This is a genomic window from Pseudomonas akapageensis, assembly GCF_011355085.1.
Classification (GTDB): Bacteria; Pseudomonadota; Gammaproteobacteria; order Pseudomonadales; family Pseudomonadaceae; genus Aquipseudomonas; species Aquipseudomonas akapageensis.
Genome location: NZ_VXCP01000010.1, coordinates 401,820 through 415,287, shown reverse-complemented (window position 1 = coordinate 415,287; position 13,468 = coordinate 401,820). Strand labels below are relative to the sequence as shown.

17 protein-coding genes are annotated in these 13,468 nt (G+C 60.7%); 16 read left to right on the top strand and 1 reads right to left on the bottom strand.

What is annotated here, in order from left to right:
* Complete coding sequence (secF, locus tag F2S13_RS08975) at positions 1-912, top strand: protein translocase subunit SecF (protein ID WP_166360113.1); 912 nt, start codon at positions 1-3, stop codon at positions 910-912.
* A 123-nt stretch (positions 913-1,035) separates the two neighbouring features.
* Complete coding sequence (locus F2S13_RS08970; protein WP_166360112.1) at positions 1,036-1,584, top strand: glycine zipper 2TM domain-containing protein; 549 nt, start codon at positions 1,036-1,038, stop codon at positions 1,582-1,584.
* Between the two features lie 163 nt (positions 1,585-1,747).
* On the opposite strand, the gene suhB is transcribed toward F2S13_RS08970, so the two are convergent.
* Positions 1,748-2,563 (bottom strand): type III secretion system regulator SuhB, encoded by an 816-nt coding sequence (suhB, locus tag F2S13_RS08965; RefSeq protein ID WP_166360111.1) that lies wholly within the window; start codon positions 2,561-2,563, stop codon positions 1,748-1,750.
* A gap of 144 nt (positions 2,564-2,707) precedes the next feature.
* Here suhB and trmJ point away from each other — a divergent pair, with 144 nt between their 5' ends.
* The 14 genes from trmJ (at position 2,708) to F2S13_RS08895 (ending at position 13,468) form a co-directional block, all read left to right on the top strand.
* Complete coding sequence (gene trmJ / locus F2S13_RS08960) at positions 2,708-3,481, top strand: tRNA (cytosine(32)/uridine(32)-2'-O)-methyltransferase TrmJ (protein WP_166360110.1); 774 nt, start codon at positions 2,708-2,710, stop codon at positions 3,479-3,481.
* Entirely contained in the window at positions 3,481-4,263 is a 783-nt protein-coding gene (cysE, locus tag F2S13_RS08955; protein WP_166360109.1) for a serine O-acetyltransferase, read from the top strand. The genes trmJ and cysE overlap by 1 nt, the downstream gene beginning before the upstream one ends.
* Before the next feature lie 149 nt (positions 4,264-4,412).
* The gene (iscR, locus tag F2S13_RS08950; protein WP_166360108.1) at positions 4,413-4,904 is read left to right on the top strand and encodes a Fe-S cluster assembly transcriptional regulator IscR; all 492 of its coding nucleotides are present in this window, start codon (positions 4,413-4,415) and stop codon (positions 4,902-4,904) included.
* A 55-nt stretch (positions 4,905-4,959) separates the two neighbouring features.
* Positions 4,960-6,174 carry an IscS subfamily cysteine desulfurase gene (locus tag F2S13_RS08945; protein WP_166360107.1) on the top strand — a complete coding sequence of 405 codons (1,215 nt, stop codon included), beginning with the start codon at positions 4,960-4,962 and terminating at the stop codon, positions 6,172-6,174.
* A gap of 47 nt (positions 6,175-6,221) precedes the next feature.
* Positions 6,222-6,608 carry a Fe-S cluster assembly scaffold IscU gene (iscU, locus tag F2S13_RS08940; protein ID WP_002552476.1) on the top strand — a complete coding sequence of 129 codons (387 nt, stop codon included), beginning with the start codon at positions 6,222-6,224 and terminating at the stop codon, positions 6,606-6,608.
* Between the two features lie 28 nt (positions 6,609-6,636).
* Complete coding sequence (iscA, locus tag F2S13_RS08935; protein ID WP_166360106.1) at positions 6,637-6,960, top strand: iron-sulfur cluster assembly protein IscA; 324 nt, start codon at positions 6,637-6,639, stop codon at positions 6,958-6,960.
* Between the two features lie 8 nt (positions 6,961-6,968).
* Positions 6,969-7,490 (top strand): co-chaperone HscB, encoded by a 522-nt coding sequence (hscB, locus tag F2S13_RS08930; protein WP_166360105.1) that lies wholly within the window; start codon positions 6,969-6,971, stop codon positions 7,488-7,490.
* A gap of 42 nt (positions 7,491-7,532) precedes the next feature.
* Positions 7,533-9,395 (top strand): Fe-S protein assembly chaperone HscA, encoded by a 1,863-nt coding sequence (gene hscA / locus F2S13_RS08925; protein ID WP_166360104.1) that lies wholly within the window; start codon positions 7,533-7,535, stop codon positions 9,393-9,395.
* 2 nt (positions 9,396-9,397) lie between these two features.
* Positions 9,398-9,739 (top strand): ISC system 2Fe-2S type ferredoxin, encoded by a 342-nt coding sequence (fdx, locus tag F2S13_RS08920; RefSeq protein ID WP_166360103.1) that lies wholly within the window; start codon positions 9,398-9,400, stop codon positions 9,737-9,739.
* A 14-nt stretch (positions 9,740-9,753) separates the two neighbouring features.
* Positions 9,754-9,954, top strand: a complete 201-nt coding sequence (gene iscX / locus F2S13_RS08915) for a Fe-S cluster assembly protein IscX (RefSeq protein ID WP_166360102.1) — start codon at positions 9,754-9,756, stop codon at positions 9,952-9,954.
* 89 nt (positions 9,955-10,043) lie between these two features.
* Entirely contained in the window at positions 10,044-10,469 is a 426-nt protein-coding gene (gene ndk, locus F2S13_RS08910; protein ID WP_166360101.1) for a nucleoside-diphosphate kinase, read from the top strand.
* A 29-nt stretch (positions 10,470-10,498) separates the two neighbouring features.
* Positions 10,499-11,644, top strand: a complete 1,146-nt coding sequence (gene rlmN, locus F2S13_RS08905; protein ID WP_166360100.1) for a dual-specificity RNA methyltransferase RlmN — start codon at positions 10,499-10,501, stop codon at positions 11,642-11,644.
* A gap of 13 nt (positions 11,645-11,657) precedes the next feature.
* Positions 11,658-12,416 carry a type IV pilus biogenesis/stability protein PilW gene (gene pilW, locus F2S13_RS08900; RefSeq protein WP_166360099.1) on the top strand — a complete coding sequence of 253 codons (759 nt, stop codon included), beginning with the start codon at positions 11,658-11,660 and terminating at the stop codon, positions 12,414-12,416.
* Entirely contained in the window at positions 12,416-13,468 is a 1,053-nt protein-coding gene (locus F2S13_RS08895; RefSeq protein WP_166360098.1) for a RodZ domain-containing protein, read from the top strand. The genes pilW and F2S13_RS08895 overlap by 1 nt, the downstream gene beginning before the upstream one ends.

Below are 13,468 nucleotides of genomic sequence, written 5' to 3'. Positions count from 1 at the left end.
ATGAAACGTACCATCAACTTCATGGGCGTTCGCAACATTGCGTTCGCCTTTACCATGTTCCTGACGGTGCTGGCGTTGTTCAGCTGGTTCCATAAAGGGCTCAACTTCGGCCTGGACTTTACCGGCGGTACGCTCATCGAGCTGACCTACGAGCACCCAGCGGACCTTTCCAAGGTTCGCGAGGAGCTGGTTCAGGCAGGCTACAAGGAAGCCGTGGTGCAGAGCTTCGGCGCCACTACCGACCTGCTGGTGCGCATGCCGGGCGACGACCCGACCCTGGGTAACCAGGTGGCCGCTGCCTTGCACAAGATCGGTGGCGACAACCCGGCCGTGGTCAAACGCGTCGAGTTCGTCGGTCCGCAAGTCGGTGAAGAGCTGCGCGACCAGGGCGGCCTCGGCATGCTCCTGGCGTTGGGCGGGATCCTGATCTACCTGGCCTTCCGCTTCCAGTGGAAGTTCGCGGTCGGCGCGATCGTTTCGCTGATCCATGACGTGGTCGTGACCTTGGGTATCCTTTCGTTCTTCCAGATCACCTTCGACCTGACGGTATTGGCGGCGGTGCTGGCAATCATCGGCTACTCGCTCAACGACACCATCGTGGTATTCGACCGGGTCCGGGAGAACTTCCGGGTGCTGCGCAAGGCGTCCCTGATCGAGAACATCAACATCTCGACCACCCAGACCCTGCTGCGGACCATGGCGACGTCCATCTCGACGCTGCTGGCCATTGTTGCGCTGCTGTTCTTCGGTGGCGACAACCTGTTCGGTTTCTCCATTGCGCTGTTCATCGGCGTATTGGCGGGTACCTACTCCTCGATCTACATCGCCAACGTGGTGCTGATCTGGCTGAATCTGAGCAGTGAAGACCTGATTCCTCCGGCCGTAACCACGGAGGTGGATGAGCGTCCATAACGGCGACATCCCTGTCTGAGGCATCACCCAAAAGGCGCGAGTTTTGAACTCGCGCCTTTTTTTGTACTCCAAGGCAAGGAGAAGGGCGGAGATTGATCCGCGAGTAATGGCCAGGAGGTTCACGTGAACAAGTCGATGTTGGTGGGTGCGGTATTGGGTGCTGTCGGTGTGACTGCCGGGGGCGCTGTCGCAACCTACAACTTGGTTAAAAGCGGCCCGGAATATGCCGATGTCCTGGCGGTCGAGCCAATCAACCAGCAAATCAAGACTCCACGCGAAGTGTGCAAGGACGTTGCCGTGACCCGGCAAAAGCCGGTCAAGGATCAGCATCAGATCGTCGGTAGCGTGCTGGGCGCCGTGGCCGGTGGTCTGCTCGGCAACCAGGTTGGTGGCGGCACCGGCAAGAAGATTGCCACGGTCGCAGGCGCCGTGGGCGGTGGCTATGCCGGCAACAAGGTGCAGGAGAATATGCAGAACAACGACACCTACACGACCACCGAGACGCGTTGCAACACGGTAAACGATATCAGTAACAAGGTGATCGGTTACAACGTGAAGTACGAGTTGGCGGGCAAGGCCGGGCAGGTGCGGATGGATCGTGATCCAGGATCGCGGATTCCGGTGGATAAGGAAGGGCGGTTGGTGTTGGATCAGGGGCAGGCTCAGCAGTAAGAGCGACCTCGTTCCCACGCTCCGCGTGGGAATGCATCCACAGACGCTCTGCGTCGCGACCTCTGACGCAGGAGCGTCAGACAAGGCATTCCCACGCGGAGCGTGGGAACGAGAGGCAAAAAAAAGCACCCCGAAGGGTGCTTTTTTTATGGGCGGCTAAAGCTTAGCGCTTCAGCGAAGCCGGCAGGTGCGGCTGGATCGCCGTCAGTACTGCCTTGAAGCACTTGGTGTTACCGGCAACGATGTGGCCCTTCTCGAGGAAGTCATGACCACCGGTGAAGTCGCTGACCAGGCCGCCTGCTTCCTGGATCAGCAGTGCGCCGGCAGCCATGTCCCATTCGGACAGGCCCGACTCCCAGAATGCATCGAAGCGACCGGCAGCCACGTAGGCAAGGTCCAGGCTGGCAGCGCCTGCGCGGCGGATGCCGGCAGTCTGGCCGACCAGGCTGCGAAACATGCCCAGGTAGTTGTCCAGGTTGTCCATCTGGTTGTCGCGGAACGGGAAGCCCGTGCCCAGCAGGGCGCCTTCCAGGCTCTTGCGCGGGCTGACGCGCAGGCGACGACCGTTGAGGGCGGCACCACGGCCACGGCTGGCGGTGAATTCTTCCTGGCGAACCGGGTCCAGAACCACTGCGTGCTCGAGGCGGCCGCGGTATTTGCAGGCGATGCTGACAGCAAAGTGCGGAACGCCACGCAGGAAGTTGGTGGTGCCGTCCAGTGGATCGATGATCCACAGGTAGTCTTCGCCTTCGCCGCTGCCTGCATGCAGGCCGGTTTCTTCGCCGAAGATACCGTGGGTCGGATAGGCCTTGCGCAGGGCATTGATGATGCTTTGCTCGGCTGCGCGATCGACTTCGGAGACGTAATCCTTGGCGTCTTTTTCGTCAACCTTGATGGAATCCAGGCGCTCGATGGAGCGGAAAATCAATTCACTGGCGCTGCGGGCGGCGCGCAGCGCGATATTCAGCATGGGCTGCATGGACGTTTCACCTGGGTCGTTAAAGAAAGCCGAACATTCTATCAGAAAACTTTGCGACATGAAGGACGACATTTGCTTTCGTAGCGCAATGTCGGTGGGTTCTGTAAGATTTGCTCCCTTTTCTCGTGTCTGTGAGCGCTCGCCTTGCTGCAAAATATTCGTGTTGTCCTGGTCAATACCAGCCACCCCGGCAATATCGGTGGGGCTGCGCGTGCCATGAAAAACATGGGGTTGTCGCGCCTGGTGCTGGTCGATCCGCTGGATTTTCCCTCCCATGAGGCCGATGCCCGTGCCTCCGGCGCAAGCGACATTCTCGAGGGCGCGCAAGTGGTCGCGACCCTGGAGGACGCGCTGGTGGGCTGCAATCTGGTGCTGGGCACCAGCGCCCGTGACCGGCGTATCCCCTGGCCGCTGCTCGATCCGCGTGAATCCGGCGTAATGGCTGTCGAGCATGCGGGGCAGGGCGAGGAAATTGCCCTGGTGTTCGGTCGTGAATATGCCGGCCTGACCAACGAAGAGTTGCAGCGATGTCACTACCACGTGCACATTCCTTCGAACCCCGACTTCAGCTCGCTGAACCTGGCAGCCGCCGTGCAGGTGCTCAGCTATGAAGTGCGCATGGCCTGGCTGGCAGCCGGTGGCCAGGCGAGCAAGGTCGAGAAAGTCGAAGTGGCTTCGGTTCGCAGCGGCGAGCTGGCGACGATGGACGAGATGGAGCGGTTCTACGAGCATCTGGAGAAAACCCTGGTCGATATCGCATTCCTCGACCCGGAGAAGCCCAAGCATCTGATGGCGCGGTTGCGTCGTTTATATGGGCGTAGCTCGGTCAACCGTTCGGAAATGAGTATTTTGCGCGGCATTCTCACCGAGACCCAGAAGGTCGCACGGGGTGAGCCGCATAAGCGGAAGGATCAATGATGTTCGAGCGTCTGCGTGAAGATATCCAAAGCGTATTCCACCGTGACCCGGCGGCCCGCAATGCCTTTGAAGTACTGACCTGCTACCCGGGGCTGCACGCGATCTGGTTGCATCGCGCGGCGCACGCCTTGTGGGTGTGGGGCTGGAAGTGGCTGGCGCGGTTGGTGTCGAACTTCGGTCGCTGGCTGACCGGCATCGAGATCCATCCCGGGGCGAAGGTCGGTCGGCGTTTCTTCATCGACCATGGCATGGGTATCGTCATTGGCGAAACCGCCGAAATCGGCGACGACGTCACCCTGTACCAGGGCGTGACCCTGGGTGGCACCAGCTGGAACAAGGGCAAGCGTCACCCGACCCTGGAAGACGGCGTGGTGGTCGGTGCCGGCGCCAAGGTGCTCGGGCCGTTCACGGTGGGCGCGGGGGCCAAGGTCGGTTCCAATGCGGTGGTGACCAAGGCAGTGCCGGCCGGTGCCACGGTGGTCGGTATTCCCGGTCGCATCATCATGAAGTCCGATGATGAGGTGGAAGCCAAGCGCAAGGCCATGGCCGAGAAAATCGGTTTCGACGCCTATGGCGTCAGCGAGGACATGCCCGACCCTGTGGCCCGGGCCATCGGCCAGTTGCTCGATCACCTGCAAGCGGTGGACGGGCGTCTGGAGGGGATGTGCGGTGCGCTCAAGGATCTGGGGAGCACGTACTGCGCCAAGGAGCTGCCGGCCCTGCGCGACGAGGATTTCGCCGACGTGAAAATCGAGGATCAAAGCAGTTCTCGCGCCAGCTGATGCAAGGGGCGTGTGCTCGCGCCCCGGCTTTGCTATGATGCCGCCGCTCTTTTGCGGGTATTCCCTACTAAGGTACTAGGTCATATAGTTGACTTAAACAGTAGGGAATTGCATACTCGCCCCCATTCCGAAACTCCGTGGTAATAGCCATGCGACTGACTACAAAAGGCCGATACGCCGTGACCGCCATGCTGGACCTGGCGTTGCACGCGCAGCATGGGCCGGTGTCCCTGGCCGATATATCCGAGCGCCAAGGTATTTCCCTGTCCTACCTCGAACAGCTTTTTGCCAAATTGCGCCGCAGCAATCTGGTGTCCAGCGTCCGGGGCCCCGGTGGCGGGTATCAGCTGTCGCGGGACATGGAAGGGATCCAGGTTGCCCAGGTTATCGATGCCGTCAACGAATCGGTCGATGCAACCCGTTGCCAGGGGCTTGGCGATTGCCATGCCGGCGACACCTGTCTGACCCACCACTTGTGGTGTGATCTCAGCCAGCAGATCCACGAATTTTTGAGCGGTATCAGTCTGGCTGATCTTGTGACTCGCCGTGAGGTGCAAGAAGTAGCCCTGCGTCAGGACCTGCGCCGCAGTACTGGCAGGACGCCGCATCTGGAAAAGATAGAAACGTCCGCCGTCGAATGATTGCCTGAACATTCGACTCAAATGAGCGGTGCGCCTGCCTGATAGGAGATTTTCAATGAAGTTGCCGATTTACCTCGATTATTCCGCGACCACCCCGGTTGACCCGCGTGTCGCACAAAAGATGAGCGAATGCTTGCTGGTTGACGGCAACTTCGGCAACCCGGCATCGCGCTCCCACGTCTTTGGCTGGAAAGCCGAAGAAGCGGTCGAGAACGCTCGTCGCCAGGTCGCCGACCTGATAAACGCCGATCCGCGTGAAATCGTCTGGACCAGCGGTGCAACCGAGTCCGACAACCTGGCTATCAAGGGAGTCGCGCACTTCTATCAGACCAAGGGCAAGCACCTGATCACCTCCAAGATCGAGCACAAGGCGGTCCTGGACACCACGCGCCAGCTGGAGCGTGAAGGCTTCGAAGTTACCTATCTGGAGCCGGGTCCCGAGGGCCTGATCACTCCGGCCATGGTCGAGGCGGCCCTGCGTGACGACACCATCCTGGTTTCGGTCATGCACGTGAACAACGAAATCGGCACCGTCAACGACATCGCCGCCATTGGCGAACTGACCCGTTCGCGCGGTGTTCTGTTCCACGTCGACGCCGCCCAGTCCACCGGCAAGGTCGAGATCGACCTGGCCAAGCTGAAAGTGGACCTGATGTCCTTCTCGGCGCACAAGACCTACGGCCCCAAAGGCATCGGCGCCCTGTACGTGAGCCGCAAGCCACGCGTTCGCCTGGAAGCGGCCATGCACGGCGGCGGTCACGAGCGCGGCATGCGTTCCGGTACCCTGGCCACGCACCAGATCGTCGGCATGGGCGAGGCTTTCGCCATTGCCAAGCAGGAGATGGCGTCCGAGAACGTGCGCATCAAGGCCCTGAGCGAGCGCTTCTTCAAGCAGGTCGAGCACCTCGAAGAGCTGTACATCAACGGCAGCATGACCGCCCGCGTTCCGCACAACCTGAACCTGAGCTTCAACTACGTTGAAGGCGAGTCGCTGATCATGGCGCTCAAGGATCTGGCCGTGTCGTCCGGTTCGGCCTGCACCTCGGCCTCCCTGGAGCCGTCCTACGTCCTGCGTGCCCTGGGTCGCAACGACGAGCTGGCGCACAGTTCCATTCGCTTCACCTTCGGCCGTTTCAGCACCGAAGAAGAAATCGACTACGCCGCGCAGAAAGTCTGCGAGGCAGTGACCAAGCTGCGCGCTCTGTCGCCGCTGTGGGATATGTACAAAGACGGTGTCGACATCTCCAAGATCGAGTGGGCGGCGCACTAAGTAGTCGCCACCTAGAGCGACTCCCTGATGAGTGAGGATTAAGCACCATGGCATACAGCGAAAAGGTCATTGACCACTACGAGAACCCGCGCAACGTCGGCAAGATGAACGCCGAAGATCCGGATGTGGGCACTGGCATGGTTGGCGCACCGGCGTGCGGCGACGTGATGCGTCTGCAGATCAAGGTCAACGAGCAGGGTGTTATCGAAGACGCCAAGTTCAAGACTTACGGCTGCGGTTCGGCAATCGCTTCCAGCTCCCTGGCCACCGAGTGGATGAAGGGCAAGACGCTGGACGAGGCCGAGACCATCAAGAACACTCAGCTGGCTGAAGAGCTGGCGCTGCCACCAGTGAAAATTCACTGCTCGGTACTCGCGGAAGACGCCATCAAGGCGGCCGTTCGCGATTACAAGCAGAAGAAAGGTTTGCTCTAAGTCGCTTGCGTGCAAGTAAGGAGTCTCGATGGCTATCAGCATGACAGAAGCCGCCGCCAACCATGTCCGGCGTTCCCTTGAGGGGCGCGGCAAAGGCGACGGTATCCGCTTGGGTGTTCGCACCACTGGCTGCTCGGGTCTGGCCTATGTGCTGGAATTCGTCGACGAGGCCGGCAGTGAGGATCAGGTGTTCGAAAGTCACGGTGTCAAAGTGATCATCGACCCCAAAAGCCTGGTCTACCTCGATGGCACCGAGCTCGATTTCGTCAAGGAAGGGTTGAACGAAGGCTTCAAGTTCAACAACCCTAACGTGCGCGGTGAGTGTGGCTGCGGCGAAAGCTTCAATATCTGAGGCTGCGCGTGGGTACTCCTTGTCATTTCGCCCTGTTTGACCTGAAACCGAGTTTCCGTCTGGATCTCGAGCAATTGGCTGCGCGCTACCGTGAGTTGGCGCGCGGGGTTCATCCTGATCGCTTTGCTGACGCTTCCGAGCGTGAGCAGCGCCTGGCGCTCGAGCGTTCGGCCGGTCTCAACGAGGCCTACCAGACCCTCAAGAGTGCGCCCAAGCGGGCGCGCTACCTGTTGGCGATCAGCGGTCATGAAGTGCCTCAGGAAGTCACCGTCCACGATCCGGAGTTCTTGCTGCAACAGATGGAGTTGCGCGAAGAGCTCGAGGATCTGCAGGACAGTGCCGACCTGGCCGGTGTGGCAACCTTCAAGCGTCGCTTGAAAGGCGCCCAGGACGAGTTGAACGAAAGCTTTGCCGCTTGCTGGAATGATGCAGCGCAGCGCGAACAGGCCGAGCGCCTGATGCGGCGCATGCAGTTCCTCGACAAGCTTTCTTACGAAGTGCGCCAGCTGGAAGAGCGCCTCGACGATTAACCCAGTGCCGCCGCTGGCTGCACGCCTGATACCCAGATAAGCATGGCCCTACTGCAGATCGCCGAACCCGGCCAGAGTCCTCAGCCCCACCAGCGTCGTCTGGCGGTTGGCATCGACCTTGGCACTACCAATTCGCTGGTCGCTGCGTTGCGCAGTGGTCTTTCCGAACCTCTTCCCGACGCGCAAGGGCAGGTCATTCTGCCGTCTGCGGTGCGCTATCACGCCGATCGTATCGATGTGGGCCAGATTGCCAAGGCGGCTGCCTCCAGTGACCCGCTCAACACCGTGCTGTCGGTCAAGCGCCTGATGGGCCGTGGCCTGGCGGACGTCAAGCAATTGGGCGAGCAACTGCCTTACCGCTTTGTCGGTGGCGAATCGCACATGCCGTTCATCGACACGGTCCAGGGGCCGAAAAGCCCGGTCGAAGTCTCCGCCGATATCCTCAAGGCCCTGCGTCAGCGGGCTGAAGAAACCCTGGGTGGTGAGCTCGTCGGCGCGGTGATCACCGTGCCGGCCTATTTCGATGACGCCCAGCGTCAGGCCACCAAGGATGCCGCCAAGCTGGCCGGCCTCAATGTGCTGAGACTGCTCAATGAGCCGACCGCGGCGGCCGTGGCCTATGGCCTGGATCAGCACGCCGAAGGCGTGGTGGCGATCTACGACCTGGGTGGCGGAACTTTCGATATTTCCATTCTGCGCCTGACGGGCGGCGTCTTCGAAGTCATGGCTACCGGTGGCGACAGCGCCCTGGGCGGCGATGACTTCGACCATGCAATCGCGACCTGGATGGTCGAGCAGGCCGGTTTGTCCGCCGACCTCGACCCGGGTGCCCAGCGCAGCCTTCTGCAAGCGGCATGCGCGGCCAAGGAAGCACTGACCCAGGCCGATTCCGTGGAAGTGGCCCATGGCGACTGGCGTGCCGAACTGACCCGCCAGGCATTCGACGCCCTGATCGAGCCGATGGTGGCGCGCAGCCTCAAGGCCTGCCGCCGCGCCGTGCGCGACAGCGGCATCGAGATCGAAGAAGTCGAAGCCGTGGTCATGGTCGGTGGTTCGACGCGCGTGCCGCGTGTACGTGAAGCGGTCGCCGAGCTCTTCGGTCGCCAGCCGCTGACCGAGATCGACCCGGATCAGGTGGTTGCCATTGGCGCTGCCATCCAGGCCGATACCCTGGCCGGTAACAAGCGCGACGGCGAAGAGTTGCTGCTGCTCGATGTGATTCCGTTGTCCCTGGGGCTGGAAACCATGGGCGGCCTGATGGAGAAGGTGATTCCGCGCAACACCACGATCCCCGTGGCCCGCGCCCAGGATTTCACCACCTATAAAGATGGCCAGTCGGCCATGATGATCCACGTGCTGCAGGGTGAGCGCGAGCTGATCAGCGACTGCCGTTCCCTGGCGCGTTTCGAGTTGCGCGGGATCCCGGCCATGGTGGCGGGCGCTGCGAAAATCCGCGTCACCTTCCAGGTTGATGCCGACGGCTTGCTCAGCGTCGCTGCCCGCGAACTGGGCTCGGGTGTCGAGGCCAGCATTCAGGTCAAGCCATCCTATGGCCTGACCGATGGCGAAATCGCCCGGATGCTCAAGGATTCCTTCGAACATGCCGGTTACGACAAGGTGGCGCGCCAGCTGCGCGAACATCAAGTCGATGCCGAGCGCCTGCTCGAAGCGGTGCAAGGCGCCCTGGATGCCGACGGCGAGCGTCTGCTCGATGCCGAAGAGCGCATGGTGATCGAGCACCAGATGGAAGAATTGCGTCAATTGATGAGCGGCACTGATGGTCCGGCCATCGAGCAGCAGACCAAGCGTCTGTCCCAGGTGACCGATGCCTTTGCCGCCCGCCGCCTGGATTCGACGGTGAAAGCTGCGCTGGCGGGGCGCAACCTGAATGAGATTGAGGAATAACGATGCCGCAGATCATTTTTCTGCCACACGAAAAGTTTTGCCCGGACGGTATGGTTGTAGAAGCCGAGACGGGCACTTCCATTCTCGAAGTGGCCCATGAACACCATATCGAGCTCGAGAGCGCCTGCGGCGGAGTCTGTGCCTGCACCACGTGCCACTGCATCATTCGCGAAGGCTTTGACTCGCTCAATGAAGCCGATGAGCTGGAAGAGGACTATCTTGATCGTGCCTGGGGCCTGGAAGCGCAGTCGCGCCTGACCTGTCAGGCAAAGGTCGGGACTGAAGACTTGACCGTCGAGATACCGAAATATTCGCTCAACCATGCAGCCGAAGCGCCGCACTGATTCCAGGAGCTGTCATGAGTCTGAAATGGGTTGATGTACTTGATATTGCGATCGAGCTGGCGGAAAGCAAGCCCGACGTGGACCCGCGTTACGTGAACTTCGTCGACCTGCACAACTGGGTCGTGTCTTTGCCGGAGTTCGGCGACGATCCCAAGCACGGCGGTGAAAAGGTTCTCGAGGCCATCCAGGCCGCGTGGATCGCAGAAGCCGACTGAGCGCACTCGGCAGGTTAGGCAATCCCCCTAAACCCGCGTATAATTCGCGGGTTTAATTTTTCGCACATTACCGTTTCTGGAGTTACACCATGGCTGTTCAACGTACTTTCTCCATCATCAAGCCTGACGCCGTTGCTAAAAACGTGATCGGCAAGATCGTGACCCGTTTCGAAGACGCTGGCCTGCGCGTCGTAGCTTCGAAAATGAAGCAACTGTCCAAGGCTGAAGCTGAAGGCTTCTACGCTGAGCACAGCGCTCGTGGTTTCTTCGGTGACCTGGTTGCCTTCATGACTTCCGGTCCGGTTGTCGTTCAGGTTCTGGAAGGCGAAAACGCCATCGCTCGCAACCGTGAGCTGATGGGCGCCACCAACCCTAAAGAAGCTGCTGCCGGCACCATCCGCGCTGACTTCGCCGAATCCATCGACGCCAACGCCGTCCACGGTTCGGACTCCGAAGCCGCTGCTGCTCGCGAAATCGCTTACTTCTTCGCTTCTACCGAGGTAACCACTCGCTAAGCATCGGCTTAAAGAGTGAAGGTGAATCCATGACGACATCGACTGTTAAAACCAACCTGCTGGGTCTCACCCAGCCGGAAATGGAGAAATTCTTCGACTCAATCGGGGAGAAGCGTTTCCGTGCCGGTCAGGTAATGAAATGGATTCACCACTATGGCATCGATGATTTCGACGCCATGAGTAACGTCAGCAAGGCCTTGCGCGAAAAGCTCAAGGCCTGTGCTGAAATTCGCGGGCCGGAAGTGGTCAGCGAAGACATCTCCAGCGACGGCACCCGCAAGTGGGTGGTGCGCGTAGCGTCCGGCAGCTGTGTCGAGACCGTCTACATTCCCCAGGGCAAGCGCGGTACCTTGTGCGTTTCGTCCCAGGCCGGCTGTGCGCTGGACTGCAGTTTCTGCTCCACCGGCAAACAAGGCTTCAACAGCAACCTCACCGCCGCCGAAGTGATCGGCCAGGTGTGGATTGCCAACAAATCCTTCGGCAGTGTCCCGGCTACCGTCGACCGTGCCATCACCAACGTGGTGATGATGGGCATGGGTGAGCCATTGCTGAACTTCGACAACGTGGTCGCCGCCATGCACCTGATGATGGACGACCTCGGCTACGGCATCTCCAAGCGCCGGGTGACCCTGTCCACCTCGGGCGTGGTGCCGATGATCGACGAACTGGCCAAGCACATCGACGTGTCGCTTGCCCTGTCGCTGCACGCGCCCAATGACGCGCTGCGCAACGAACTGGTTCCGATCAACAAGAAATACCCGTTGAAAGTGTTGCTCGACTCCTGCCAGCGCTACATGTCCGCACTGGGCGAGAAGCGCGTGCTGACCATCGAGTACACCTTGCTCAAGGACGTCAACGACAAGCTCGAGCACGCCGTGGAAATGGTTGAACTGCTCAAGAATGTACCGTGCAAGATCAACCTGATTCCGTTCAACCCGTTCCCGCATTCCGGTTACGAGCGGCCAAGCAACAACGCCATCCGGCGTTTCCAGGATCACTTGCACCAGGCGGGCTTCAACGTCACGGTGCGCACCACGCGCGGCGAAGACATCGATGCCGCCTGTGGCCAATTGGTAGGGCAGGTGATGGACCGCACCCGCCGCAGCGAACGCTATATCGCCGTGCGTCAGTTGAACGCCGACGATATACCGCAAAGCGCCACGGATCGGACCTGAAGAGAGGATCTACATGACCCTGCGCGTTGCGCTGCTGATGCTGTTGGTCAACTTTGTGGCTGGATGTGTCTCCACGGGCAATGTCGATCCGCTGAGCACCGGCAAGGGGCGCGATGAAGCACGTCAGGCTTATGTACAACTCGGTATTGGTTATCTGCAGCAGGGTCTGGTCGAACGCGCGAAAATCCCCCTGAAAAAAGCCCTTGAGCTGGACAGCTCCGATGCCAACGCCAATGCGGCGCTGGCCTTGGTCTTCCAGGCCGAAGAGGAGCCGGAGCTTGCCGACCAGAGCTTTCGCAAGGCACTTGCCGCACGCCCGGTCGATGCGCGTATCCTGAACAACTACGGTAGCTTCCTGTACGAACAGAGCAGGTACCAGGAGGCGTACGAGATGTTCGGCAAGGCCGCCGCCGATTCGCTGTATCCCGAGCGTTCGCGGGTTTTCGAGAACCTCGGCATGACCGCCTTGAGGCTGCAGCAGCGCGAAGACGGCCAGGCGTATCTGGAAAGGGCCTTGAGATTGAATCGCCAGCAGCCGCGGGCGTTGCTGGAAATGGCTGAGTTGTCTTACGAAGACAGGCATTATGTGCCAGCCCGAGACTTTTACGACCGGTTCAGCCAGTTGAGCGAGCAGAATGCCCGCAGCCTGCTGCTCGGTACACGGTTGGCGAAAGTATTCGATGACCGTAACAAGGCCGCCAGTTTTGGCCTGCAATTAAAACGACTCTATCCCGGTACGCCGGAATATCAGCAATACCTGTCGGAGCAATGATGAAAGCGGCGCATCCCGAAGTAGTAGCAGCGACTCGCGTCAACCCCGGTGAGACCTTGCGCCAGGCCCGCGAAAGCAGAAACTGGTCGCTGCCCGAGGTGGCGGTAAAGTTGAACCTCACTCAGGTTTCCCTGGCCAACCTGGAAGCCGGCGCTTTCGACAAGCTGCCAGGGCACACCTTTGCCCGTGGTTATATCCGGGCCTATGCCAAGCTGCTGGGAATGGATCAGGCCGCGCTGGTCCAGGCCTTCGACCAGTACACCGGCACCCACGCTCAAGGCAGTGAAGTGCATAGCCTGGGCCGCATCGAAGAGCCGGTGCGGATGTCGCACAATATCCTGCGTATCGTCAGCCTGTTGCTGCTGGTCGCCGTGATCGGTGGCGGCTTCATCTGGTGGCAGGACCAGACTACCCTGCGCGGCAAGGACCTGGCCAACCTGGCCATGGAGCATGTCGAAGTCGAAAGCGCCGATGGCACCACCCAGATTCACCAGCTCGACGAACCTGAAGACCAGGCCGTGAGCGATGCCCAGCAACCTGAAGAAACACCTCTGAGCCTTGATCAGGGCCAGCCGGCAGCCGATGCGACGGCGCCAGTCGTTCCGGCCACTCCAGCTGCTCCGGCCGCTCCGGTCGCAACCCCGGCGCCGACTGCCGCGGTCGTCACTCCTGCCGTTACGCCGGCCCCGGCAGCGCCTGCTGCACCGGTCGTCGCGGCAACCGTGCCGGCCACTACCGCTCCTGCGGTGCCTGCTCCCGCGCCCGCGCCTACTCTGGCTCCAGCTGCCGTGGACGCAGCGCCCGTCGCCGGTGCCGGTCAGTTGCACGTGCAATTCGTTGCCAATTGCTGGACCCAGGTCACCGACGGCAACGGCAAGGTCCTGTATAGCGGGCTCAAGCACAAGGGCGAGACCCTTGCTGTGAACGGCAAACCACCTTTCTCGCTGCGTCTGGGCTATGCCCGTGGTGTGCAAGTGACCTATAACGGCCAGGCCGTTGATGTAGCGCCTTTTATCAGTGGCGAGACTGCTCGCCTGAAGCTGGGGCAATAA

Coding starts and splice junctions, on each gene's coding strand:
- fdx (WP_166360103.1), top strand. CDS start 9,398: ATGCCGCAGATCATTTTTCTGCCACACGAAAAGTTTTGCCCGGACGGT.
- F2S13_RS08945 (WP_166360107.1), top strand. CDS start 4,960: ATGAAGTTGCCGATTTACCTCGATTATTCCGCGACCACCCCGGTTGAC.
- suhB (WP_166360111.1), bottom strand. CDS start 2,563: ATGCAGCCCATGCTGAATATCGCGCTGCGCGCCGCCCGCAGCGCCAGT.
- iscX (WP_166360102.1), top strand. CDS start 9,754: ATGAGTCTGAAATGGGTTGATGTACTTGATATTGCGATCGAGCTGGCG.
- iscU (WP_002552476.1), top strand. CDS start 6,222: ATGGCATACAGCGAAAAGGTCATTGACCACTACGAGAACCCGCGCAAC.
- iscR (WP_166360108.1), top strand. CDS start 4,413: ATGCGACTGACTACAAAAGGCCGATACGCCGTGACCGCCATGCTGGAC.
- secF (WP_166360113.1), top strand. CDS start 1: ATGAAACGTACCATCAACTTCATGGGCGTTCGCAACATTGCGTTCGCC.
- ndk (WP_166360101.1), top strand. CDS start 10,044: ATGGCTGTTCAACGTACTTTCTCCATCATCAAGCCTGACGCCGTTGCT.
- pilW (WP_166360099.1), top strand. CDS start 11,658: ATGACCCTGCGCGTTGCGCTGCTGATGCTGTTGGTCAACTTTGTGGCT.
- F2S13_RS08895 (WP_166360098.1), top strand. CDS start 12,416: ATGAAAGCGGCGCATCCCGAAGTAGTAGCAGCGACTCGCGTCAACCCC.
- hscA (WP_166360104.1), top strand. CDS start 7,533: ATGGCCCTACTGCAGATCGCCGAACCCGGCCAGAGTCCTCAGCCCCAC.
- rlmN (WP_166360100.1), top strand. CDS start 10,499: ATGACGACATCGACTGTTAAAACCAACCTGCTGGGTCTCACCCAGCCG.
- cysE (WP_166360109.1), top strand. CDS start 3,481: ATGTTCGAGCGTCTGCGTGAAGATATCCAAAGCGTATTCCACCGTGAC.
- iscA (WP_166360106.1), top strand. CDS start 6,637: ATGGCTATCAGCATGACAGAAGCCGCCGCCAACCATGTCCGGCGTTCC.